17 protein-coding genes and 1 pseudogene are annotated in these 16,667 nt (G+C 65.8%); 7 read left to right on the top strand and 11 right to left on the bottom strand.

The genetic code is table 11. The features are described 5' to 3' along the window. Both IC66_RS48235 and IC66_RS0111100 read left to right on the top strand, forming a co-directional pair. A pseudogene (locus tag IC66_RS48235) lies at positions 1–106 on the top strand (LysR family transcriptional regulator); the annotation flags it as partial. Positions 107–143: 37 nt separating this feature from the next. Then, a complete protein-coding gene (locus tag IC66_RS0111100; protein WP_038947654.1) occupies positions 144–968 on the top strand; it encodes an aspartate dehydrogenase in 825 nt (274 codons plus the stop codon). Positions 969–972: 4 nt separating this feature from the next. On the opposite strand, the gene IC66_RS0111095 is transcribed toward IC66_RS0111100, so the two are convergent. From IC66_RS0111095 to IC66_RS0111050, 9 genes are all read right to left on the bottom strand, one after another. Further along, entirely contained in the window at positions 973–2,277 is a 1,305-nt protein-coding gene (locus IC66_RS0111095) for a PQQ-dependent sugar dehydrogenase (protein WP_028145501.1), read from the bottom strand. 143 nt (positions 2,278–2,420) lie between these two features. Further along, on the bottom strand, positions 2,421–2,630 hold the full coding sequence (locus tag IC66_RS0111090; protein WP_038947653.1) for a hypothetical protein: 210 nt from the start codon (positions 2,628–2,630) through the stop codon (positions 2,421–2,423). Between the two features lie 250 nt (positions 2,631–2,880). After that, positions 2,881–3,507 (bottom strand): methyltransferase family protein, encoded by a 627-nt coding sequence (locus tag IC66_RS0111080; RefSeq protein WP_028145499.1) that lies wholly within the window; start codon positions 3,505–3,507, stop codon positions 2,881–2,883. A 27-nt stretch (positions 3,508–3,534) separates the two neighbouring features. Further along, on the bottom strand, positions 3,535–4,566 hold the full coding sequence (locus tag IC66_RS0111075; protein WP_038947652.1) for an NAD-dependent epimerase/dehydratase family protein: 1,032 nt from the start codon (positions 4,564–4,566) through the stop codon (positions 3,535–3,537). Between the two features lie 28 nt (positions 4,567–4,594). Further along, positions 4,595–5,113, bottom strand: coding sequence for an Mpo1 family 2-hydroxy fatty acid dioxygenase (locus IC66_RS0111070; protein WP_038947651.1), 519 nt, complete (start codon positions 5,111–5,113; stop codon positions 4,595–4,597). Between the two features lie 172 nt (positions 5,114–5,285). Beyond that, the gene (locus IC66_RS0111065; protein WP_038947650.1) at positions 5,286–5,957 is read right to left on the bottom strand and encodes an OmpA family protein; all 672 of its coding nucleotides are present in this window, start codon (positions 5,955–5,957) and stop codon (positions 5,286–5,288) included. After that, positions 5,957–6,370: a hypothetical protein gene (locus tag IC66_RS0111060; protein ID WP_038947649.1), complete on the bottom strand. Its 414-nt coding sequence runs from the start codon at positions 6,368–6,370 to the stop codon at positions 5,957–5,959. The genes IC66_RS0111065 and IC66_RS0111060 overlap by 1 nt, the downstream gene beginning before the upstream one ends. 88 nt (positions 6,371–6,458) lie before the next feature. Beyond that, a complete protein-coding gene (locus tag IC66_RS0111055; protein ID WP_038947648.1) occupies positions 6,459–6,746 on the bottom strand; it encodes a type II toxin-antitoxin system HicB family antitoxin in 288 nt (95 codons plus the stop codon). Positions 6,747–6,755: 9 nt separating this feature from the next. After that, on the bottom strand, positions 6,756–9,371 hold the full coding sequence (locus tag IC66_RS0111050) for an ATP-dependent helicase (protein ID WP_038947647.1): 2,616 nt from the start codon (positions 9,369–9,371) through the stop codon (positions 6,756–6,758). 236 nt (positions 9,372–9,607) lie between these two features. Here IC66_RS0111050 and IC66_RS43335 point away from each other — a divergent pair, with 236 nt between their 5' ends. Beyond that, on the top strand, positions 9,608–9,781 hold the full coding sequence (locus IC66_RS43335) for a DUF1328 domain-containing protein (protein WP_018319670.1): 174 nt from the start codon (positions 9,608–9,610) through the stop codon (positions 9,779–9,781). A gap of 16 nt (positions 9,782–9,797) precedes the next feature. Here the strand turns inward: IC66_RS43335 and IC66_RS0111040 are convergent, their stop codons facing one another. Next, positions 9,798–10,304 (bottom strand): thioesterase family protein, encoded by a 507-nt coding sequence (locus tag IC66_RS0111040; protein WP_038947646.1) that lies wholly within the window; start codon positions 10,302–10,304, stop codon positions 9,798–9,800. Positions 10,305–10,387: 83 nt separating this feature from the next. Between IC66_RS0111040 and IC66_RS0111035 the strand changes: the two genes are divergently transcribed. The 3 genes from IC66_RS0111035 to IC66_RS0111025 all read left to right on the top strand — a co-directional run bounded on the left by IC66_RS0111035 (position 10,388) and on the right by IC66_RS0111025 (position 13,648). Further along, positions 10,388–11,812, top strand: a complete 1,425-nt coding sequence (locus IC66_RS0111035; protein ID WP_038947645.1) for an FAD-binding oxidoreductase — start codon at positions 10,388–10,390, stop codon at positions 11,810–11,812. Between the two features lie 133 nt (positions 11,813–11,945). Further along, positions 11,946–13,244 (top strand): Spy/CpxP family protein refolding chaperone, encoded by a 1,299-nt coding sequence (locus IC66_RS0111030; RefSeq protein ID WP_038947644.1) that lies wholly within the window; start codon positions 11,946–11,948, stop codon positions 13,242–13,244. A gap of 35 nt (positions 13,245–13,279) precedes the next feature. Further along, positions 13,280–13,648: a hypothetical protein gene (locus IC66_RS0111025; protein ID WP_038947643.1), complete on the top strand. Its 369-nt coding sequence runs from the start codon at positions 13,280–13,282 to the stop codon at positions 13,646–13,648. Positions 13,649–13,703: 55 nt separating this feature from the next. Here IC66_RS0111025 and IC66_RS0111020 read toward each other — a convergent pair whose 3' ends face one another. Then, positions 13,704–15,182, bottom strand: a complete 1,479-nt coding sequence (locus tag IC66_RS0111020) for a caspase family protein (RefSeq protein ID WP_038947642.1) — start codon at positions 15,180–15,182, stop codon at positions 13,704–13,706. A 427-nt stretch (positions 15,183–15,609) separates the two neighbouring features. Between IC66_RS0111020 and IC66_RS0111015 the strand changes: the two genes are divergently transcribed. Next, the gene (locus tag IC66_RS0111015; RefSeq protein WP_028145487.1) at positions 15,610–16,641 is read left to right on the top strand and encodes a TRAP transporter substrate-binding protein; all 1,032 of its coding nucleotides are present in this window, start codon (positions 15,610–15,612) and stop codon (positions 16,639–16,641) included. The last annotated feature ends 26 nt before the right edge of the window (positions 16,642–16,667 follow it).

The following is a 16,667-nucleotide window of genomic DNA, read 5'->3' as shown; positions in this document are numbered from 1 at the left end:
CCTGCCGCTCGCCGCCGCGTGGTTGCGCGGCTCGCGCGATCCGGCCCGCGATGCCATGCTGGCGGTGCTCGAGGCGCGCCTGCGCAGCTATGCGCGGGAGGCGTGAGGGGCTATGACGGAAGCTCGGACCAGAGGTGAGTGCGATGACTGAACAGAGAGCTTCGAGCGCGTTGCGGGTCGCCATTGCCGGGCTGGGCTCGATCGGCACGAAGATCGCGACCGCGCTCGATCAGGGCATTGAGGGACTGGCGCTGTCGGCCGCGGCTGTGCGCGATCCCGCCAAGCATCAGGCCTTCATCGGCGGTCTGCGTCATCCGCCAAAGATCCTGCCGATCGATCAGCTCGGCGAGGTCGCCGACATCGTGGTCGAGTGCGCACCGAGCAGCCAGTTGCGCGCGATCGTCGAGCCCGCCGTGAAGCGCGGCAAGGCGGTGGTCGTCGTGAGCGTCGGTGGCCTGCTCGACAATTTCGATCTCGTCGATCTCGCCCGCGCCAATGGCGGCCGCATCATCGTGCCGACCGGCGCGTTGATCGGGCTCGACGCCGTCAACGCCGCCGCAATCGGCACCATTCATTCCGTGAAGATGGTGACGCGCAAGCCGATCGACGGGCTGAAGGGCGCGCCTTTCATCGTGCAGAACAAGATCGACATCGACAATCTGCGCGAGCCGCTCAAGCTGTTCGAGGGCAGCGCGCGCGAAGCGGCGAAGGGCTTTCCGGCGAACGTCAATGTCGCCGTTGCGCTGTCGCTGGCGGGAATAGGGCCCGATCGTACCGAGATCCAGGTTTGGGCCGACCCGACCGTGACGCGCAACGTTCACCGCATCGAGGTCGAGGCGGATTCGGCGCGGTTCTCGATGGGCATCGAGAACATCCCATCCGAAAATCCAAAGACTGGCCTGATCACCGCGCTGTCGGTGATCGCGCTGCTGAAGAAGCAGCGCGCCACGCTGTGTGTGGGGACGTGATCCTTTACGCGCCCGTGACGCGCCAGATGACGTTGCCTACGTCGTCCGCCATCAGCAGTGATTTCTTGTCGGGGCCGATCACGACACCGACCGGGCGGCCGTAGGATTCCTTCTCGTCCGGGGACAGGAAGCCCGACAGGATGTCGCGGCCGGGGCCGGACGGCTTGCCGTTCTCGAACGGGATGAACACCAGCTTGTAGCCGGACAGTGTGCTGCGATTCCACGAGCCGTGCTGGCCGATGACCATGCCGTCGGGGAAGCCCGGCAGCGTGCCTGCGGGCATCCAGCACAGGCCGAGCGAGGCGGTGTGGCCGCCGAGCGCGTAGTCCGGTTGAAGCGCCTTGGCGACCATCGCAGGATCCTGCGGCACGCGGTCGTCCACCGTCTTGCCCCAATAGCAATAGGGCCAGCCGTAGAAGCCGCCGTCGCGCACCGACGTCAAATAATCCGGCGGCGTCTCGTCGCCGAGGCCGTCGCGCTCGTTGACGACGGTCCAGAGCACACCCGTATTCGGCTCCCACGCAAGCCCGACCGGGTTACGCAGGCCCGCGCCGAAAATGCGGTGCGTGCCGGCAACGAGGTCGAGCTCGTAGACCGCGGCGCGGCCTTCCTCGACCTCCATGCCCATCTCGGCGATGTTGCTGAGCGAGCCGACTCCGGCATAGAGCTTCTTGCCGTCGGGGCTTGCCAGCAGGCTGCGGGTCCAGTGTCCGCTTGGCTTGAACGTCGTGAGCCGCTTGCCCGGCGCGGTGATGCGGTCGGCACCCGCGACATAGGGAAACGCCATCACGCCGTCGGTATTGCCGACATAGAAGGTCTCGCCGACCAGCGCCATGCCGAACGGCTGGCTGAGATTTTCCATGAAGGCGCCGCGTTGCTCGGCGACGCCGTCGCCGTCCTTGTCACGCAGCAGCGTGATGCGGTCGGCGGACACGCCGAGCGCCGCGGCGCGCCGCATCGTTGCCTGCATCGCGTAATGAAACACGCTGCGCGGTGCGCCCGCGATCTGCGTCGCCTCCGCAATCAGCACGTCGCCATTGGGCAGCACCTCGATCCAGCGCGGATGGTCGAGCCCGGTCGCGAACGCGTTGACCTTGAGCCCGGGAGCGACCGTCGGCTTCTGGCCCTCGCTCCAGCCGCGCGCGGTCGGCATCTTCAAGGTCGGGATCGCGCCTTGCGGCTTGGCTTCGGGAATGGCGGGCTTCTCTCCCCAGGCCGGCGCAGGCACGGTGCCCGACAGCTTCCGCCATTGCAGTGCGACGCCGCCGAGGAGCGCAACGAACTGCGCAAAGATGCTGGAGAAGGTCATGAGAGGGCCCCTGTTTGCGCGCGCATCCAACTGGCTGACGGGGCAGACGTCAACCTGTGCGGGGCGCCGGCCGGGCCTATTCCCGCGGAATGGCAGCCGATCGATTTTGCATGGGACGAACGCTGGCGGGGCTTGCCCGGAGATCAGCGAGGGATCTGCCGCTCCAGTCGCCGTGCCGCACGAAAATCGTCGAGGTGATGGATGTTCGGCACCAGCGCGGCCTCCTTGGACAGCAGATGATAGACCCGCGCCACCGTGCGCTGCTTCTGCTTCGGTCGCCCGCGCGGCAGCGCCCGCGCCTTGCGGACAGCGGCGATCGCATGCTCGCGAAAATAATCGTAGGCGTCCGACATGGCTCGATGCTCGCGCAGGTGGCAGCTGTCGAGGGATAACGGGCTTGGGGAGGGGCGGTTCCTTGGTGCGTCCAAGCACGCGCTTGGTGCCCCGGACGCAGCCCAGCGCGTCTTCGCGGTGCGATGCAGAGCCGGGGCCCATCTCACCGCCATGTAGTACGTCGCTATCTGGGTCCCGGCTCTGCGCAGCAACGCCAAGGGCGTTGCAGCGCGTCCGGGACACACGAGAGTGAGGCGAGCTGCTAAGCCCTCACCGCGGCGACAGGAACGGGATGATCATCGGCACGCGCCGGCAATAGGCGCCGTAGGCGTCTTCGCCAAGCTCCTTGGAGAGGAACACCTCTTCCATCCGGCCCTTCTGCCACATGCCGAGCGAGATCAGGATCGCGCCGAGGATCGCGGTGACGGTGCCGACTGCGATGCCGGTGGCGAGCATGCCCGCGATCAGGCCGGTGTAGATCGGATGGCGCACGATGCCGTACGGCCCGGTGTCGACGACGCGGTGGTCTTCTTTGTGGGTGATGGTGTTCGACCAGAACTTTCCGAGATGCAGCCGTCCCCACCAGGTGAAGGAGATGCCGGCAAGCACGATCAGCGCCGTGATGTAGACGGCGGTATTGCTGAACACCCAGAGCGGCTTCTCACCGAGCACTTCCGCGGTCCACGGCGTGAACAGGATGCCGCCGACCAGGATCGGGATGCGATAGCGGCCCGACTCCAGCGTCAGCACCTGCTTCTGGGTGCGGCCCTGCCAGAACGAGGCGCCGACCCAGCTGGCGAGCCAGGCGAGCCAGATCAGGGCGAGCAGTTGCGTCGGCCAGGTCGTGGTCCAGCCACCCCAGGCGACAGAGAGAAGCTTGCTGAAATCGAAGGACATGAAGGTTCTTTGCGTTGGGCGGCGGCTTCAGCTCGCGCGCGAGGAGAGCGCGTGATGCTTGATGGCGCCGGAGGGCTGCTGGCCGTTGCGGGCGAGCAGATGGGTGATGGTTTCGCGCAGCACGGGCTCGATCGGACGCGGCGCGTAACCGAGCTCTGTGCGCGCCTTGCCGATCGAGAGGTCGCTCGCGGCGAGCGCAATGCGCACGCCCTCGGCGGTGCCATTGGGCGGCCGCCGCGTGACGCGATCGGCGAGGTATTCGAGCATGATGCCGGAGAGCTCGGCGATCTTGCCGGGCACGACGACCGGGAACTGCCGGCGGCCGCTCATCGCCGACATCATCCGCAGGATGTTGCCGAGCGGGACGCAGTCGCCGCCGAGGATGTAGCGCTGGCCGATGCGGCCGCGCTCCATGGTCAGCACGAGGCCCAAGGCCACGTCGCGGACGTCGACGAGGTTGACCAGGAAGTTGAGATGCGGCTGCACCTTCTTCTGCAGGAAGTACCACAGCATCGCCGTCGGCGGCGTCAGATTGTGGTCGGCCGCGCCGATCGGCATGGTCGGCGTGCCGATCACGAGCGGAAAGCCGCTGGCCGCCGCGTTCGCGGCATGATGCTCGGCGAGCGACTTCGACCGCGTATAGGCGCCCGGCATCGCGTCGGCCGGCTGTAGCGCCTCTTCGGCGGCTGCGCCTTTGAGGTCGGAATAGGGGAACAGGATCGATTCCGTCGAGCAGTGCAGGAAGCGCGACACGCCGCGCTTCATTGCGGCCGCGAGCACGATTTCGGTGCCGCGACAGTTGACCTCGTGAAAGTCCTGCTTGTTGGCGACCCACATGCCGGGCAGGCCGGCGAGGTGATAGACCTGATCGACCCCGGCGATCGCAGTATCGACTGCTGCGCCGTCGAGCACCGAGCCGTGGACGAATTCAACGTCCGCGTTGGCCGCGGCCGGCGCGCGGACATCGAGAACGCGCACCCGCTGCCCACGGGCGCGGAGCGCTTCGACGAGGTGATGTCCGATGAAGCCACTGCCACCGGTAACCAGTACGAGAGCCATGCAGAAGGTTGCTGTTTCGCGTCTAGAGCTATCGGGTTGAAAGGGAATTGGCCGGAAGAGGCGCCAGAATCGCGGCAAGGTCGCGACGGAAGCCCAATGCAATGAATAATTTTGCCATCACGAACATCGGTCCAAGCAAAAGATGCGAAGGAAAAGTGAACAACGAGGCTTCGCGGCCCTCAAAAACCTTGTGACCGATGGCCTGCGCGGCGAGGCCGAGCGCCACCAGCGCGGCGAAAATCGCCCACATCGTCGCGGTGCTGACTTGCGCCGCAACGGTCGTCGCAACCGAAAACAGCACGATAGAGACCGCCAGAATGCCGATCCCGAGCGCCACATCGAGCAGCAGCCAATATATCAGGACCGGCAACGCCAGGATCACCGCGAGGCTGACATCGAAACCGAACAGCGGAAGCCTGACCAGCGTCAGCGGCATCACGGCGCCGGTGAACAACAGGAGAATACCGACCACATGCATCGCCGTGTTCCGGGGGTCGCGATGGTACTCGACATAAACGGCAAGTTGGCGCTGGAAATAGCCACCCATTTCGGTCTCATGCAGCACGGGGTCGGGGAAGGGCGAACAGAGGCTATAGCACTGGACCGGGCGGTGCACAAACCGGCGCTTTTGTCGCGTGAAACCGCATTTGTGCGCCCCGAACAGGCTACAAAACGATCGGGACTTCAAAGGGTTCCGTCGGGTGCGAAGTTGCGTTTGCTCAGCGCTTCTTGGCGGGCTTTTTCGCCGCAGGCGCAGGCGCCGCAGCCGGATGCGCAGGCGCCTCCTCGGGCACCTTGGCATAGGTCAGGATTTGCAACTGGCCGTTGACGGCCGAGGTCGGCTTGGCCCGGTCGAGAAACTGCTCCTCGCCGAGCCCGATCGGATGCAGCCGCTTGGTCGAGATCTTGAACGTGTTCACCAGCACGTCGCGGATCGCGTCGGCGCGGCGCTGGCTCAGGATCGCGTTGGCCTCGCGCGTCTTCGAGTTGGATTCGACGTGGCCGACGATCAGGAACGTGTAGGGCAGCAGCGAGGAATGAACCAGCGCGTCCGCGATGCGGCCGACGGTCTGGTAGGAGGCCGGCTGGATGATCGGCGTGTCGGCATCGAACTGGATCTGCGCGTTGAAGGCGGGTAGCTTGGCGAGGTCAGGCGCGATCGGCGGCCGGTTCACCGGACCCGGATCGTTCTTGATCCTGGCCTTGGCGCGCTCCATCACCTGCTGCTTCAGCGCGGGAAGGTCGACCTCGGCGGCTTCTTCGAAATGGTTGAGCTTGCCGACGATGTCGTCGCGGGTCGGCGCCGCCGTCTGGGCGACGGCAGTGCCCGCGAGCAAAGCGAGGCCGAGCGCGACCGCAGTTCCGGCAATGAAAAGCCTGCTCGCGCGCATCAGCGGTACCCCGCGTCGTCGACGGCTTTCAGGCAGTTGTTGCTGATGCCCTTGGGCGTCGAAACCAGGCAGGGGATCGACTTGCTGGTCTCCTTGGTCGAGCCGCCGCAGACCTTGACGATCTCGCGCTGGCAGGCGTTCGCCACCGTGACGCGCGCGGCGACGCGCTTCTGGATGGCGTCGAACGCGCCGAGATAGTCGCTCGCGCATTGTTGGGACAGCACGTCGCGGTTGCGCGACAGGCACTCCTTCAGGCGGGTCGAATCCGGGTTGACGCCGCGGCAATTGGCGACGATTTCCGCACCGCAGCTCTTGGCCAGGAGCCCAATCGAATCGCCAAAGCTCATGGTCTCCGCCGCGCTAAGCGACGGCATCCCCAATGCCAGCAAGATCAGTGCGATGCCCCGGACCATGGTTGCATCTGATACGGGGAAGTTCGGGCTGGTCAAGGGCTGTTCGGACGAGAACTGTCGAAGGCCCGGCGAGTGCGGCGAACAGTCCTCACTCGTCGGCGTCTTCACGGGGCGGCCATTCGATCAGGGCGACCGTGTGTTTCCTGAGGTCGTCGGCGAACTCAGGCTCGGCCTTGAGCTCGTCCAATGTTCTGGGCGGAGGAAGCTGCCGGCCGTCCGCGATCAGCTCCTGCGCATAGAAGGCGAGTGCCTCGGGTGCACTCTCCAGGGCCTCCTCGACATCGTCGCCGCCGGAAATGCAGCCGGGCAGGTCGGGAAACCACAGGCTGACAGCGTCGGGATCGGTGTCTTCGATGATGGCAACATACTGAGCCATATCGGGCGCTCACGCCCGCTGCACAAAGCTGTCCACGACCTTCTTCTCGCCGGCCTTGTCGAAGGCGATGGTGAGCTTGTTGCCGTCGATCTTGGTGACGCGTCCGTAGCCGAATTTCTGGTGGAAGACGCGGTCGGACAGCGAGAATTCGGAAGTTGTGCCGGTGGATTTGGCGACCAGCTCGCCCTCGATCGTCAGGGGACCGCGGCGGCGCGAGGAGAAGCTGCCGAAGTCGGGGCCTGATGACGAGGAGGATGAGAACGTCGCAGCCTCTTCCTCGAAGCCGCCGCTTCTAACGCCGCCGCCACCGCCGCCATTGCGGCCGCCGCCCCGGTTGCGGTTGGCCTGCGCGCGCTGCCAGCCCGGCGTCGAATAGGTGGAGCCGAATGCCTCCATGTCGTCGAAGCGTGAGGCGCCGTAGCCGCCGGTGCCGCCCCAGGCCGAGCCGCCCTTGGATTCGGTGATCTCGACATTGGCCGCCGGCAGTTCGTCGAGGAAGCGCGACGGGATCGTGGTCGACCAGGTGCCGTGGATCCGGCGGTTGGTGGCGAAATAGATCATGGCGCGGCGGCGGGCGCGGGTCAGGCCGACATGGCCGAGCCGACGCTCCTCCTCGAGGCCGGCGCGGCCCTGTTCGTCCAGCGTGCGCTGGCTCGGGAACAGGCCCTCCTCCCAGCCGGGCAGGAACACGTTGTCGAATTCGAGCCCCTTGGCCGAATGCAGCGTCATCAGCGACACCGCGTCCTCATCGGCGCCGCTGTCGCGGTCCATCACCAGCGAGATGTGCTCGAGGAACCCTTGCAGGTTCTCGAACTCCTCCATCGAGCGCACCAGCTCTTTCAAATTCTCCAGCCGGCCTGCGGCGTCCGCCGAACGGTCCTTCTGCCACATCTCGGTATAGCCGCTCTCGTCGAGCACGATCTGGGCGAGGTCGGTGTGCGCGGTGACCTCGCGCTGGGCGCGCCAGCGGTCGAACTGGGCGACGACCTCGCGAAGCGAGCCGCGTGCCTTCGGCTTCAGCTCGTCGGTCTCGACTACGGCGCGCGCCGCTTCGAACAAGGGAATGCGGCGCTTGCGGGCGTGGTCGTGCAGCATCTGCACGGTAGCGTCGCCGAGGCCTCGTTTGGGCACGTTGACGATACGCTCGAAGGCGAGGTCGTCGGCCGGCGAGTTGATGACGCGCAAGTACGCCAGAGCATCGCGGATTTCGGCGCGCTCGTAGAAGCGAGGGCCGCCGATGACGCGGTAGGGCAGGCCGAGCGTGACGAAGCGGTCTTCGAACTCGCGCATCTGGTAGGAGGCGCGCACCAGGATCGCGATCTCGTTGAGCTTCTCGCCCTTGCGCTGGATCTGCTCGATCTCCTCGCCGATGCCGCGGGCTTCCTCTTCCGAATCCCACGAGCCCGTTACCGTGACCTTCTCGCCGTCCTGGTCCTCGGTGCGCAGCGTCTTGCCGAGCCGGCCTTCATTGTGCGCGATCAGGTGCGAGGCGGCGGCGAGGATGTGGCCGGTCGAGCGATAGTTGCGCTCGAGGCGGATGACCTTGGCGCCGGGAAAATCGTGGTCGAAGCGCAGGATGTTGTCGACCTCGGCGCCGCGCCAGCCATAGATCGACTGGTCGTCGTCGCCGACGCAGCAGATGTTTTTGGTGGGGGGCGTCTGCTCCCTCGCCCCGCTTGCGGGGAGAGGGTCGGGGTGAGGGGGAGTCTCCACGAGCGCGGTGCTCGGAGAGTCCCCCTCACCCGCCGCGCTTTGCGCGTCGGCCTCTCCCCGCAAGCGGGGAGAGGCGAAGGACGGGGACGACGGCGCCTGCGACAGCAGCCGCAGCCACAGATATTGAGCGACGTTCGTATCCTGGTACTCGTCGACCAGGATGAATTTGAAACGCTGCTGGTACTGCCTGAGAATATCCGGATGCTCGCGGAAGATGCGGATATCTTCCAAAAGCAGATCGCCGAAATCGGCCGCGTTCAAAATCTTCAGCCGCTCCTGATAGCTCGCATAGAGCTTGCCGCCCTTGCCGTTGCCGAACATGGCGGCTTCGCCTGACGGCACCTGAGACGGCATCAGGCCGCGGTTCTTCCAGCCGTCGATCAGGCCGGCGAGCATGCGTGCTGGCCAGCGCTTGTCGTCGATGTTCTCGGCCTGCAGCAGCTGCTTCAGCAGCCGCACCTGGTCGTCGGTGTCGAGCACGGTGAAGTTGGACTTGAGCTGCGCCAGCTCGGCATGGGTGCGCAGGATGCGGCCGCCGATGGAGTGGAAGGTGCCGAGCCACGGCATGCCCTCGACGGCATGGCCGAGCATCTGGCCGAGCCGGTGCTTCATCTCGCGCGCCGCCTTGTTGGTGAAGGTCACCGACAGGATCTCGGCGGGGCGGGCGCGGCCCTGGCTCAGGATGTGGGCGATACGCGTCGTCAGCACGCGCGTCTTGCCGGTCCCGGCGCCGGCCAGCACCAGGACCGGGCCGTCCAGCGTCTCCACGGCCTCGCGCTGCTCCGGATTGAGCCCGGACAGATATTTCGGGCCCACCGAGGCGCGCGCACGCGCGGCAATGCCGCCGGCTGCGGGTTGGTGGTCGGGGACGTTCTGGGACGTGATCTTGCTCGGCTCGGTCATGCGAATCATTGGCCCCACGATGGCACCGCGGGGTGGCGGAAGGGAGCCTTCTAACAGGGATGGTGCCTATATGGGGCGGCGGAATGAGGTTTTCCACGTGCGCGGCAGGCCAATTTGTTCCTGCGGGCCTTTCGAATTTCCACCCTGCGCGGATCGGAACCATCGTTCCCGCCTCGAGATTGTCTGGGCAGGTGGCGCGGCCAGCCGCGCCAAGCGCAGACAGACATCAAGACGAGGATTTTACCATGCTTGGCTGGGTTGTGACGTTTCTGGTTATCGCATTGATCGCCGGCATCCTGGGCTTCGGCGGCATCGCCGGCGCCTCGATCGAGATCGCCAAGATCATCTTCTTCATCGCGGTCGTTCTGTTCCTGGTCTCGGCCGTGGTCGGCCTGGCCCGCGGCCGCAACAGGGTCTAGTGCGCCGGATCACGCGCTACCGCCTCGAGGGCATCGCCACGTTGCGGCCGATGCCCTCGGGGCGCGAGACCGCGCTGTGGGCCTTTGTGACCGCAGCGATGCGCTCGCTTATATCCGGCGGAAAAGGCGCAACCTTGCGCGAGTTCATGTCCATATGAAGCGACATGTTCTCGGACGTCGCCGACAGCCAGCCTTCGCTTGCGTGCCGCATCTCCTCGAACGTGTGCAGCCGCTTGTCGTCGGCCTCCAGCAGCCAGACCAAGATCTGCACGGGATCGCCGAGGTGGATTTCGCGCAAGTAACGCACGTGGCATTCGGCGGTGAAGGTCGAGCCGTGGCGTTCCTTCATGTAAGCCGGCCCGATGCCGAGCTCGGCCCAGAGCTGGTCGATCGCGCGGTCGAACATCACGTTGTAATAGGCCATGTTGAGATGGCCGTTATAATCGATCCATTGCGGCTCGATCTGCATGATCGAGGCGCGGAATGGCTGTGCTTGGGGCGCTGAGGCGGCAGTCTCCGGCATGTTTCCTTCCAGCTATGCGTCCGGTCGCTTGACTTGACCGGTTTTATGTCCTTTGCCACGGTTCTTCTGTCGGGAGGAATTCCGTGGGTACGACCATCACCAATAATCCGCCGCGGCCGGAGCCGAAAGCCCTCGCGAGCGCACTGGAGCAGCTTGCCGCACGCTTCGGCAACCGCCTCATCACCTCGCAGGCCGTGCGCGAGCAGCACGGCCATACCACCACCTGGATTCCCAACCAGCCGCCGGATGGCGTGGTGATGGCGCAGGAGACCGCCGACATCCAGGACGTGGTGAGGATCTGCGCCAAGAACCGCGTCCCCGTCATTCCCTTCGGCACCGGCACCTCGCTCGAGGGCCAGGTCAACGCGCCCGCCGGCGGTATCTCGATCGACCTGCGCGACATGAACAAGGTGCTCGCGGTGCACGCCGAGGACCTCGACTGCGTGATCCAGCCCGGCGTCACCCGCAAGGCGCTCAACGAGCATCTACGCGACCAGGGCCTGTTCTTCCCGATCGATCCCGGCGCGGATGCCTCGCTCGGCGGCATGGCCTCGACCCGCGCCTCCGGCACCAACGCAGTGCGCTACGGCACCATCCGCGAGAGCGTGCTGGCGCTGAAGGTGGTGCGCGGCGACGGCGAGATCATCACCACGGGCACGCGCGCCAAGAAGTCATCCGCCGGCTACGACCTCACCCATCTGTTCGTCGGCGCTGAAGGCACGCTCGGAATCATCTCGGAATTGACCATCCGTCTGCGCGGCATCCCCGAGACGATCGCGGCCGGTGCGGTGTCGTTCGAGAGCGTGCACGGGGCCTGTCAGGCCGTGATCCTGGCGATCCAGACCGGTATTCCCGTGGCGCGCATCGAGCTGCTCAATGCCGCGCAGGTGCAAGCCTGTAACGCTTATTCGAAGCTGACGCTGCCGGAGACGCCGCTGCTCCTGATGGAATTCCACGGCAGCGAGATCGAGGTTGCCGAGCAGTCCAAGGCGTTCGGTGAGATTGCGAGGGATTGCGGCGGCGGCGAATTCTCCTGGACCACGAAGCCGGAGGATCGCACGAAGCTGTGGCAGGCGCGGCACGACGCCTATTGGTCGGTGAAGGCGCTGCGGCCCGGCGACAGCATCGGCGTGGTCGCAACCGACGTCTGCGTGCCGATCTCGCGGCTTGCCGATTGCGTCAGCGAGACCGAAGAGGATCTCAAGCGCCTCAATCTGTTGTCGCCGATCGTCGGCCATGTCGGCGACGGCAATTTCCATTGCTCGCTGGTCTGCGACACCAACGACGGGGCGGAGATGGCGCGCGGCGAGGAGTTCATGCATCGCCTGGTCGAGCGCGCGCAGGCCATGGACGGCACTTGCACCGGCGAGCACGGCATCGGCCAGGGCAAGCAGAAATACCTTAAGGCGGAACTCGGCCCCGAGGCGCTCGATGCGATGCGGGCACTGAAGAAGGCACTCGATCCGCTCAACATCTTCAACCCCGGCAAGATTGTGCCGGAGGCGTAGGCCTTCGGCACCACAAGCCGCCGCAGGGCCGAGGCCGTCCCCCGGTCGGGGGTGGGAACTTTCGGCAATCCTGTCGGTTCCAATTCCCGCCAAGTTCCGATGCCTCAATGGCGCGGCTCTGCGGGAGGATGCGATGGTGCGACCGGTCATTGGAATTGCCGCGATGGCGCTTGCCTGCATGCTGGCGGGCGCGGCTCTGGCGAAGGGCGGACATGGCGGTGGCCATGGAGGCGGCCATGGAGGCGGGCACGGCGGTGGTCATCACGGCGGCGGACATTTCCGTGGCCACGGCGGTGGACATGGGCATGCCGGCGGGCATCATCGCGGCATGCGGTTCACGTCCGGGGTCCGACGCGGCGGGCCCAACTTCGGTCAGATCCGCAATGCGGCGATCCGCCCCGCGCGCTTCCGCAATGCCCTGAACACCAGCGCATTCCGGAACGGCCGACTGATCAGCAATCCGGCAGCGCGTACACAGATCGTGGCAGCAGCCGCATTGGCCGGCTGGAGCGGCGCAAGCAGCGGATGGTGGCAGCATGCGGGCGGCGGCTATGGCTGGGTCGGGCCGCTGTTCTGGCCGTTCGCCTATAACGACCTTTACGACTACACGATCTGGGGCGACGGGCTCGGCTTCTGGGGGTACGGCTATCCGGACATCTATGCAGGCATTTTCGGCCCCTATGGCTATGATCGCCTGTCGGCCTATCTGCCGCAGCAACCGCAGGGACGACGACGGGCGCGTAGCGCACCGCTCGATCAGCTCTGCGGCAGTGACCGGCGTGCCATCGCCGGACTACCGATCGATCAGATCGCATCCGCGGTGCAGCCGACAGATGCGCAGGGCGCCGCTCTCGATGCGCTCGGCAATGCCTCAGTCGACGCGGCAGCGCTGATCCGCACATCCTGTCCGACGCAGGCCGCAGCGACGGCGCCCGGCCGGCTCGCAACGATGCAGCAGCGCATCGAGGCGATGCAGAAGGCTGTCGAGCTGGTCCAGCCCGCGCTCGACCAATTCTATGGCTCGCTGAACGACGAGCAGAAGGCGCGCTTCAATGCGCTGGCCGAGGATCAGCGTCGTGCGACGGCACCGAACAATGCGAGGGAAGCGTCGGTGCAGTCTTGCAATGTGACCGCCGCGTTCGATTGGCCCGGTGCTGCGATCGATGAGAGGCTTCGTCCGAGCGACACCCAGCGTGCGGCGCTCCAGGTGCTCCAGGATACCAGCGCCAAGGTCAGCGCATCGCTCAAGGCGGGCTGCGAGCCCAATGATGTGATGACGCCGCCGGCACGCATGGCCACAATCCGCAAACGGCTCGATGCGATGCTGGACGGGATCAAGTCGGTGCGCGCGGCGCTCGATGATTTCTACGCCACGCTCAACGACGAGCAGAAGGCGCAGTTCGAGGCGATCGGGCCGCGCCGCACGTCCTGAACGGTGCAAGCCAATAAAGGCCACGGGTGGGGGCAATGAAGTGGTTCGCAAGGCGGCAGCCGGCCGACATCTGGGATGAGCCGATCCAGGGACCGATCGGCGATATCGACGCGGCGGAGCGCATTCGTAACATCTGCGAGGCTGCGAGAGCGGGCGCGGAGGCTGTCGGAGGCTCCGCACAGGCTGATAAGCGCGAACGTGAGCGCTTTGAACGTGCAGCCCGCGTCGCGATGGAAATTGCGATGAAGATCGCAGACGATCTGATGCGCGACGATGCGGTCCGCCGCATCGTCGACCTCTGCGTGAAGGCAAATGATATCAAGACGGCGCAGATCCTGTTTCGCGCGATCCAGGCGGGCTGGATCCGGGAGGCCGTCCAACACGACTATCCGGCGCTGGCGTAGTAGATCCGGCTCGCGCGTCGGGCGCGAGCCGGATCAATGTCTATGCTGGACAGTCTCAGTATCTGCGGTAGTCGCCGCGATAATGGTCGCCGCCGCCGCGGCCGCCCATTCCAATGCCGATCCCGATACCGACGCCGATGCCCTGCATGACAGCGGCTGGCGGCGGCCCCGGGGGCGGGGCGCGCTCGTAGACCACTTCGTCCGGTAGCGGCCGGCGCCTGGGCGGCGTCTCGACCACCTTGCGCTTGGGCGGTGTGTCGTCGACGCGCTTCTTGATCACGGGCGCGACGCTCGGATTGACGGGCGTTGCCGGGCTCGACGGGGTCGAGCATGGGCAGGTCGGGGCCATCGCGACGGCGACCGGGGCAGGGCTCGCAGCGGCGGCGACAGGCAGGCCGTAATTTCGGTTCTGCACGCGAAGCAACAGCCTGCGTGCGGTTGCCGCGAGGTCGCTGTTGTCCCAGTTCGCAAGATAAGCCTCGAACGAGGCGCGGGTGTTGATCGCGGTAGCGCGCTCCCAGGCCAGCATCTGCCGTCGCCGCTCCAGTACGGTGCGCACGCGCGGTGTACGGGTGTCCTGTGCGTACAGCTCGATATAGGCCTGATACGCCGGCACCGTGTCGTCGGTGATGACGAGTTCATAGGCGACCATGGCCGGCTTGCCCTGCAAGTCCCTGCGCCAATCCTCGACGCTGCGCGTGCCGCTGGCGAGCGCCATCGAGGACGCGCCCGGCATGGCCGGCTGGCTGCCGCTGCTCTCGCCGAAGAACTTGAAGTCGGTTGTCAGCGAGGAGCTTTCCCAGGGGATCTGCCGTCCGTCGGTCGATTGCGCGACGGCGACGCGGATGCGCTTGAACACTTCCTCGATCGGCAGATTGGGCTGCTTGGCAACGGTCAGCGCTGCCGTGGTGTAGGGGCTGTCGATGCCACTGCCGTCCTCGGCCTCGGCGCCGGGCGAGGTTGAATAGGAGATGAAGGAGCCCGGCGCGCCGGCCTTGGTGTCGACGATCGCAAGCCCGTGGCCGGCGCCGCTGAGCGCCGGGAACGGATTGTTGCGGCAGGCATCGAGCATGAAGATGCGCGCCCGCGTCGGCAGCGCGCCGAGCGTGTTGAGCATGTCGTTCAGCCGCACGCCCTGGAGCGGAATGTCGGCCTCGCGCTTGGGATCGAGATCGACCGGCACCAGATAATTCTCGCCGTCGATCTGCAGGCCATGGCCGGCATAAAACACCAATGCCACCGTGTCGGCGCCGCTGGCGCTGACCTTGCCGGCGAAATCCGAGATCGCCGCGCGCATCTCGTTCTGCGCCAGGTTGGCGGCCGTGGTGACGGTGAAGCCGGCATTGCCGAGCAGCTCCGTCATGCCCTTGGCGTCGTTGGCGGCGTTGGGCAACTCGGGCACGGTTCGATAGGCGGATTGGCCGATCACCAGCGCGAGCCGCGCTTCGGCCGCGGCCATCGTCGGTGTCATCAACTGTGCGAGCGCAAGAAAACCGGAAGCAAGAAGCAAATTGGGAAGGGCTGGACGGCGCATGATGTCACCTCCATCGGCAATACGCGCGATGATGTCACTTTTTCTAGGGGGCCGCCATGCGCCTGTCTGTGCACTGGATCACGCTCGGCGTGCGGCAAAATGGGGCAGAACGTTTGCCGGAGCTGGAAGGGCATCGTTCTGGGCACATCCATGTGAATTGCGCATTGATCCATGCTCCAATTGGATCGATGCCAAGTCTACGCGAAAGCGCCCTCGCGCAGATGAGGCCGCAGGCCGATCCGCATCGCAAATGCCGGGAATCACAGTCGTTCTGGAGCGCTCGCGGACTGACGGAACGCGCCGCGGGCGCGCTCGGGGGCGGCCGGCCGCCACGCTTGCCTGCGCCGTCGCTTTGGCCATACAGTCCACGCAACAGGCCACGGCAACGACCGCGGCGAACAAAAAATAATGTGGGAGAGACCGCACCATGACCATCGTGCCCGTGAACCGTCGCGCGTTCATCAAGTCATCGGCGGCGGTCACCGCCGGCCTCGTGCTCTCCCCCGCCATCATCGGCCGCGCCGAAGCCGCGACGCTCAAGCTGAAATGCTCCTCCTCGCTGCCGAACGATCCCAAGTTCGCCAACGGCCGCGTCTACTACGACAACCTCGTCAAGAATTTGAAGGGTAACGGGCTCGGCGAGCAAGTCGAGGTCGCGTTCTTCCCCGACAACCAACTCGGCCAGGAGATCGACGTCATCAACTCGGTGAAGCTCGGCGTCATTGATCTCATGGTGTCAGGCTCCTCGATCTCGGCCAATCTGGTGCCGCTGGTCGGCACCTACGATCTCGGCTTTCTGTTCTCCAGCTTCCCGCAGCAGACCAAGGCGTTCGATGCCGGCGCCGCCAAGCCGATCGAGGACGCCCTGCTCAAGGGCGGCAACATCCGCATCATCGCCTGGGCCTATAATTTCGGCTCGCGCAGCGTATTGGCGAAGAAGCCGGTGAAAACGCCGGAAGATCTCGCCGGCCTCAAGATCAGGACGCTGCCGAACCCCGTCATCACGGAATGCCTGCGGCTGATGGGCGCCGCCGCGACGCCGCTGGCCTTCGGCGAAATCTATACGGCCTTGCAGGCCGGCGTGCTTGACGGCCTGGAGCACGATCCGCCGACGATCCTGGCCAGCAAGTTCTTCGAGACGGCGAAATTCTACGCCCTGACGCAGCACAATTTCTCGCCGCTTGCGATCTACTTCAGCGACATGACCTACAACCGCATGGACCCGAAGCTGCGCGAGGGCTTTCTCGATGCTGCGAAGAAGGCCGCGGCCGACACGCGTGCCCATGGGCTTGCGGTCGAGAAGGAGGCGCTGGCGGCCTTGACCGAGAAGGGCGTGACGGTTGCCGAATGCGACCGCGAGGCCTTCAAGAAGCGGGTCGCGCCGCAGACCGAGAACTTCATCAAGGCCCGGCCGGAATCCAAGGCCGTCATCGACATCATCCGCGCGACGCAAGCCTGATGGCCAGGTCTGAGATGGTGGTGACG

Origin of the sequence: Bradyrhizobium genomosp. III, from assembly GCF_000261705.1 — a bacterium.
Classification (GTDB): domain Bacteria; phylum Pseudomonadota; class Alphaproteobacteria; order Rhizobiales; family Xanthobacteraceae; genus Bradyrhizobium; species Bradyrhizobium ottawaense.
Note: the sequence above shows the minus strand (reverse complement) of the source record. Positions and strands in the feature narration are given on the sequence as shown.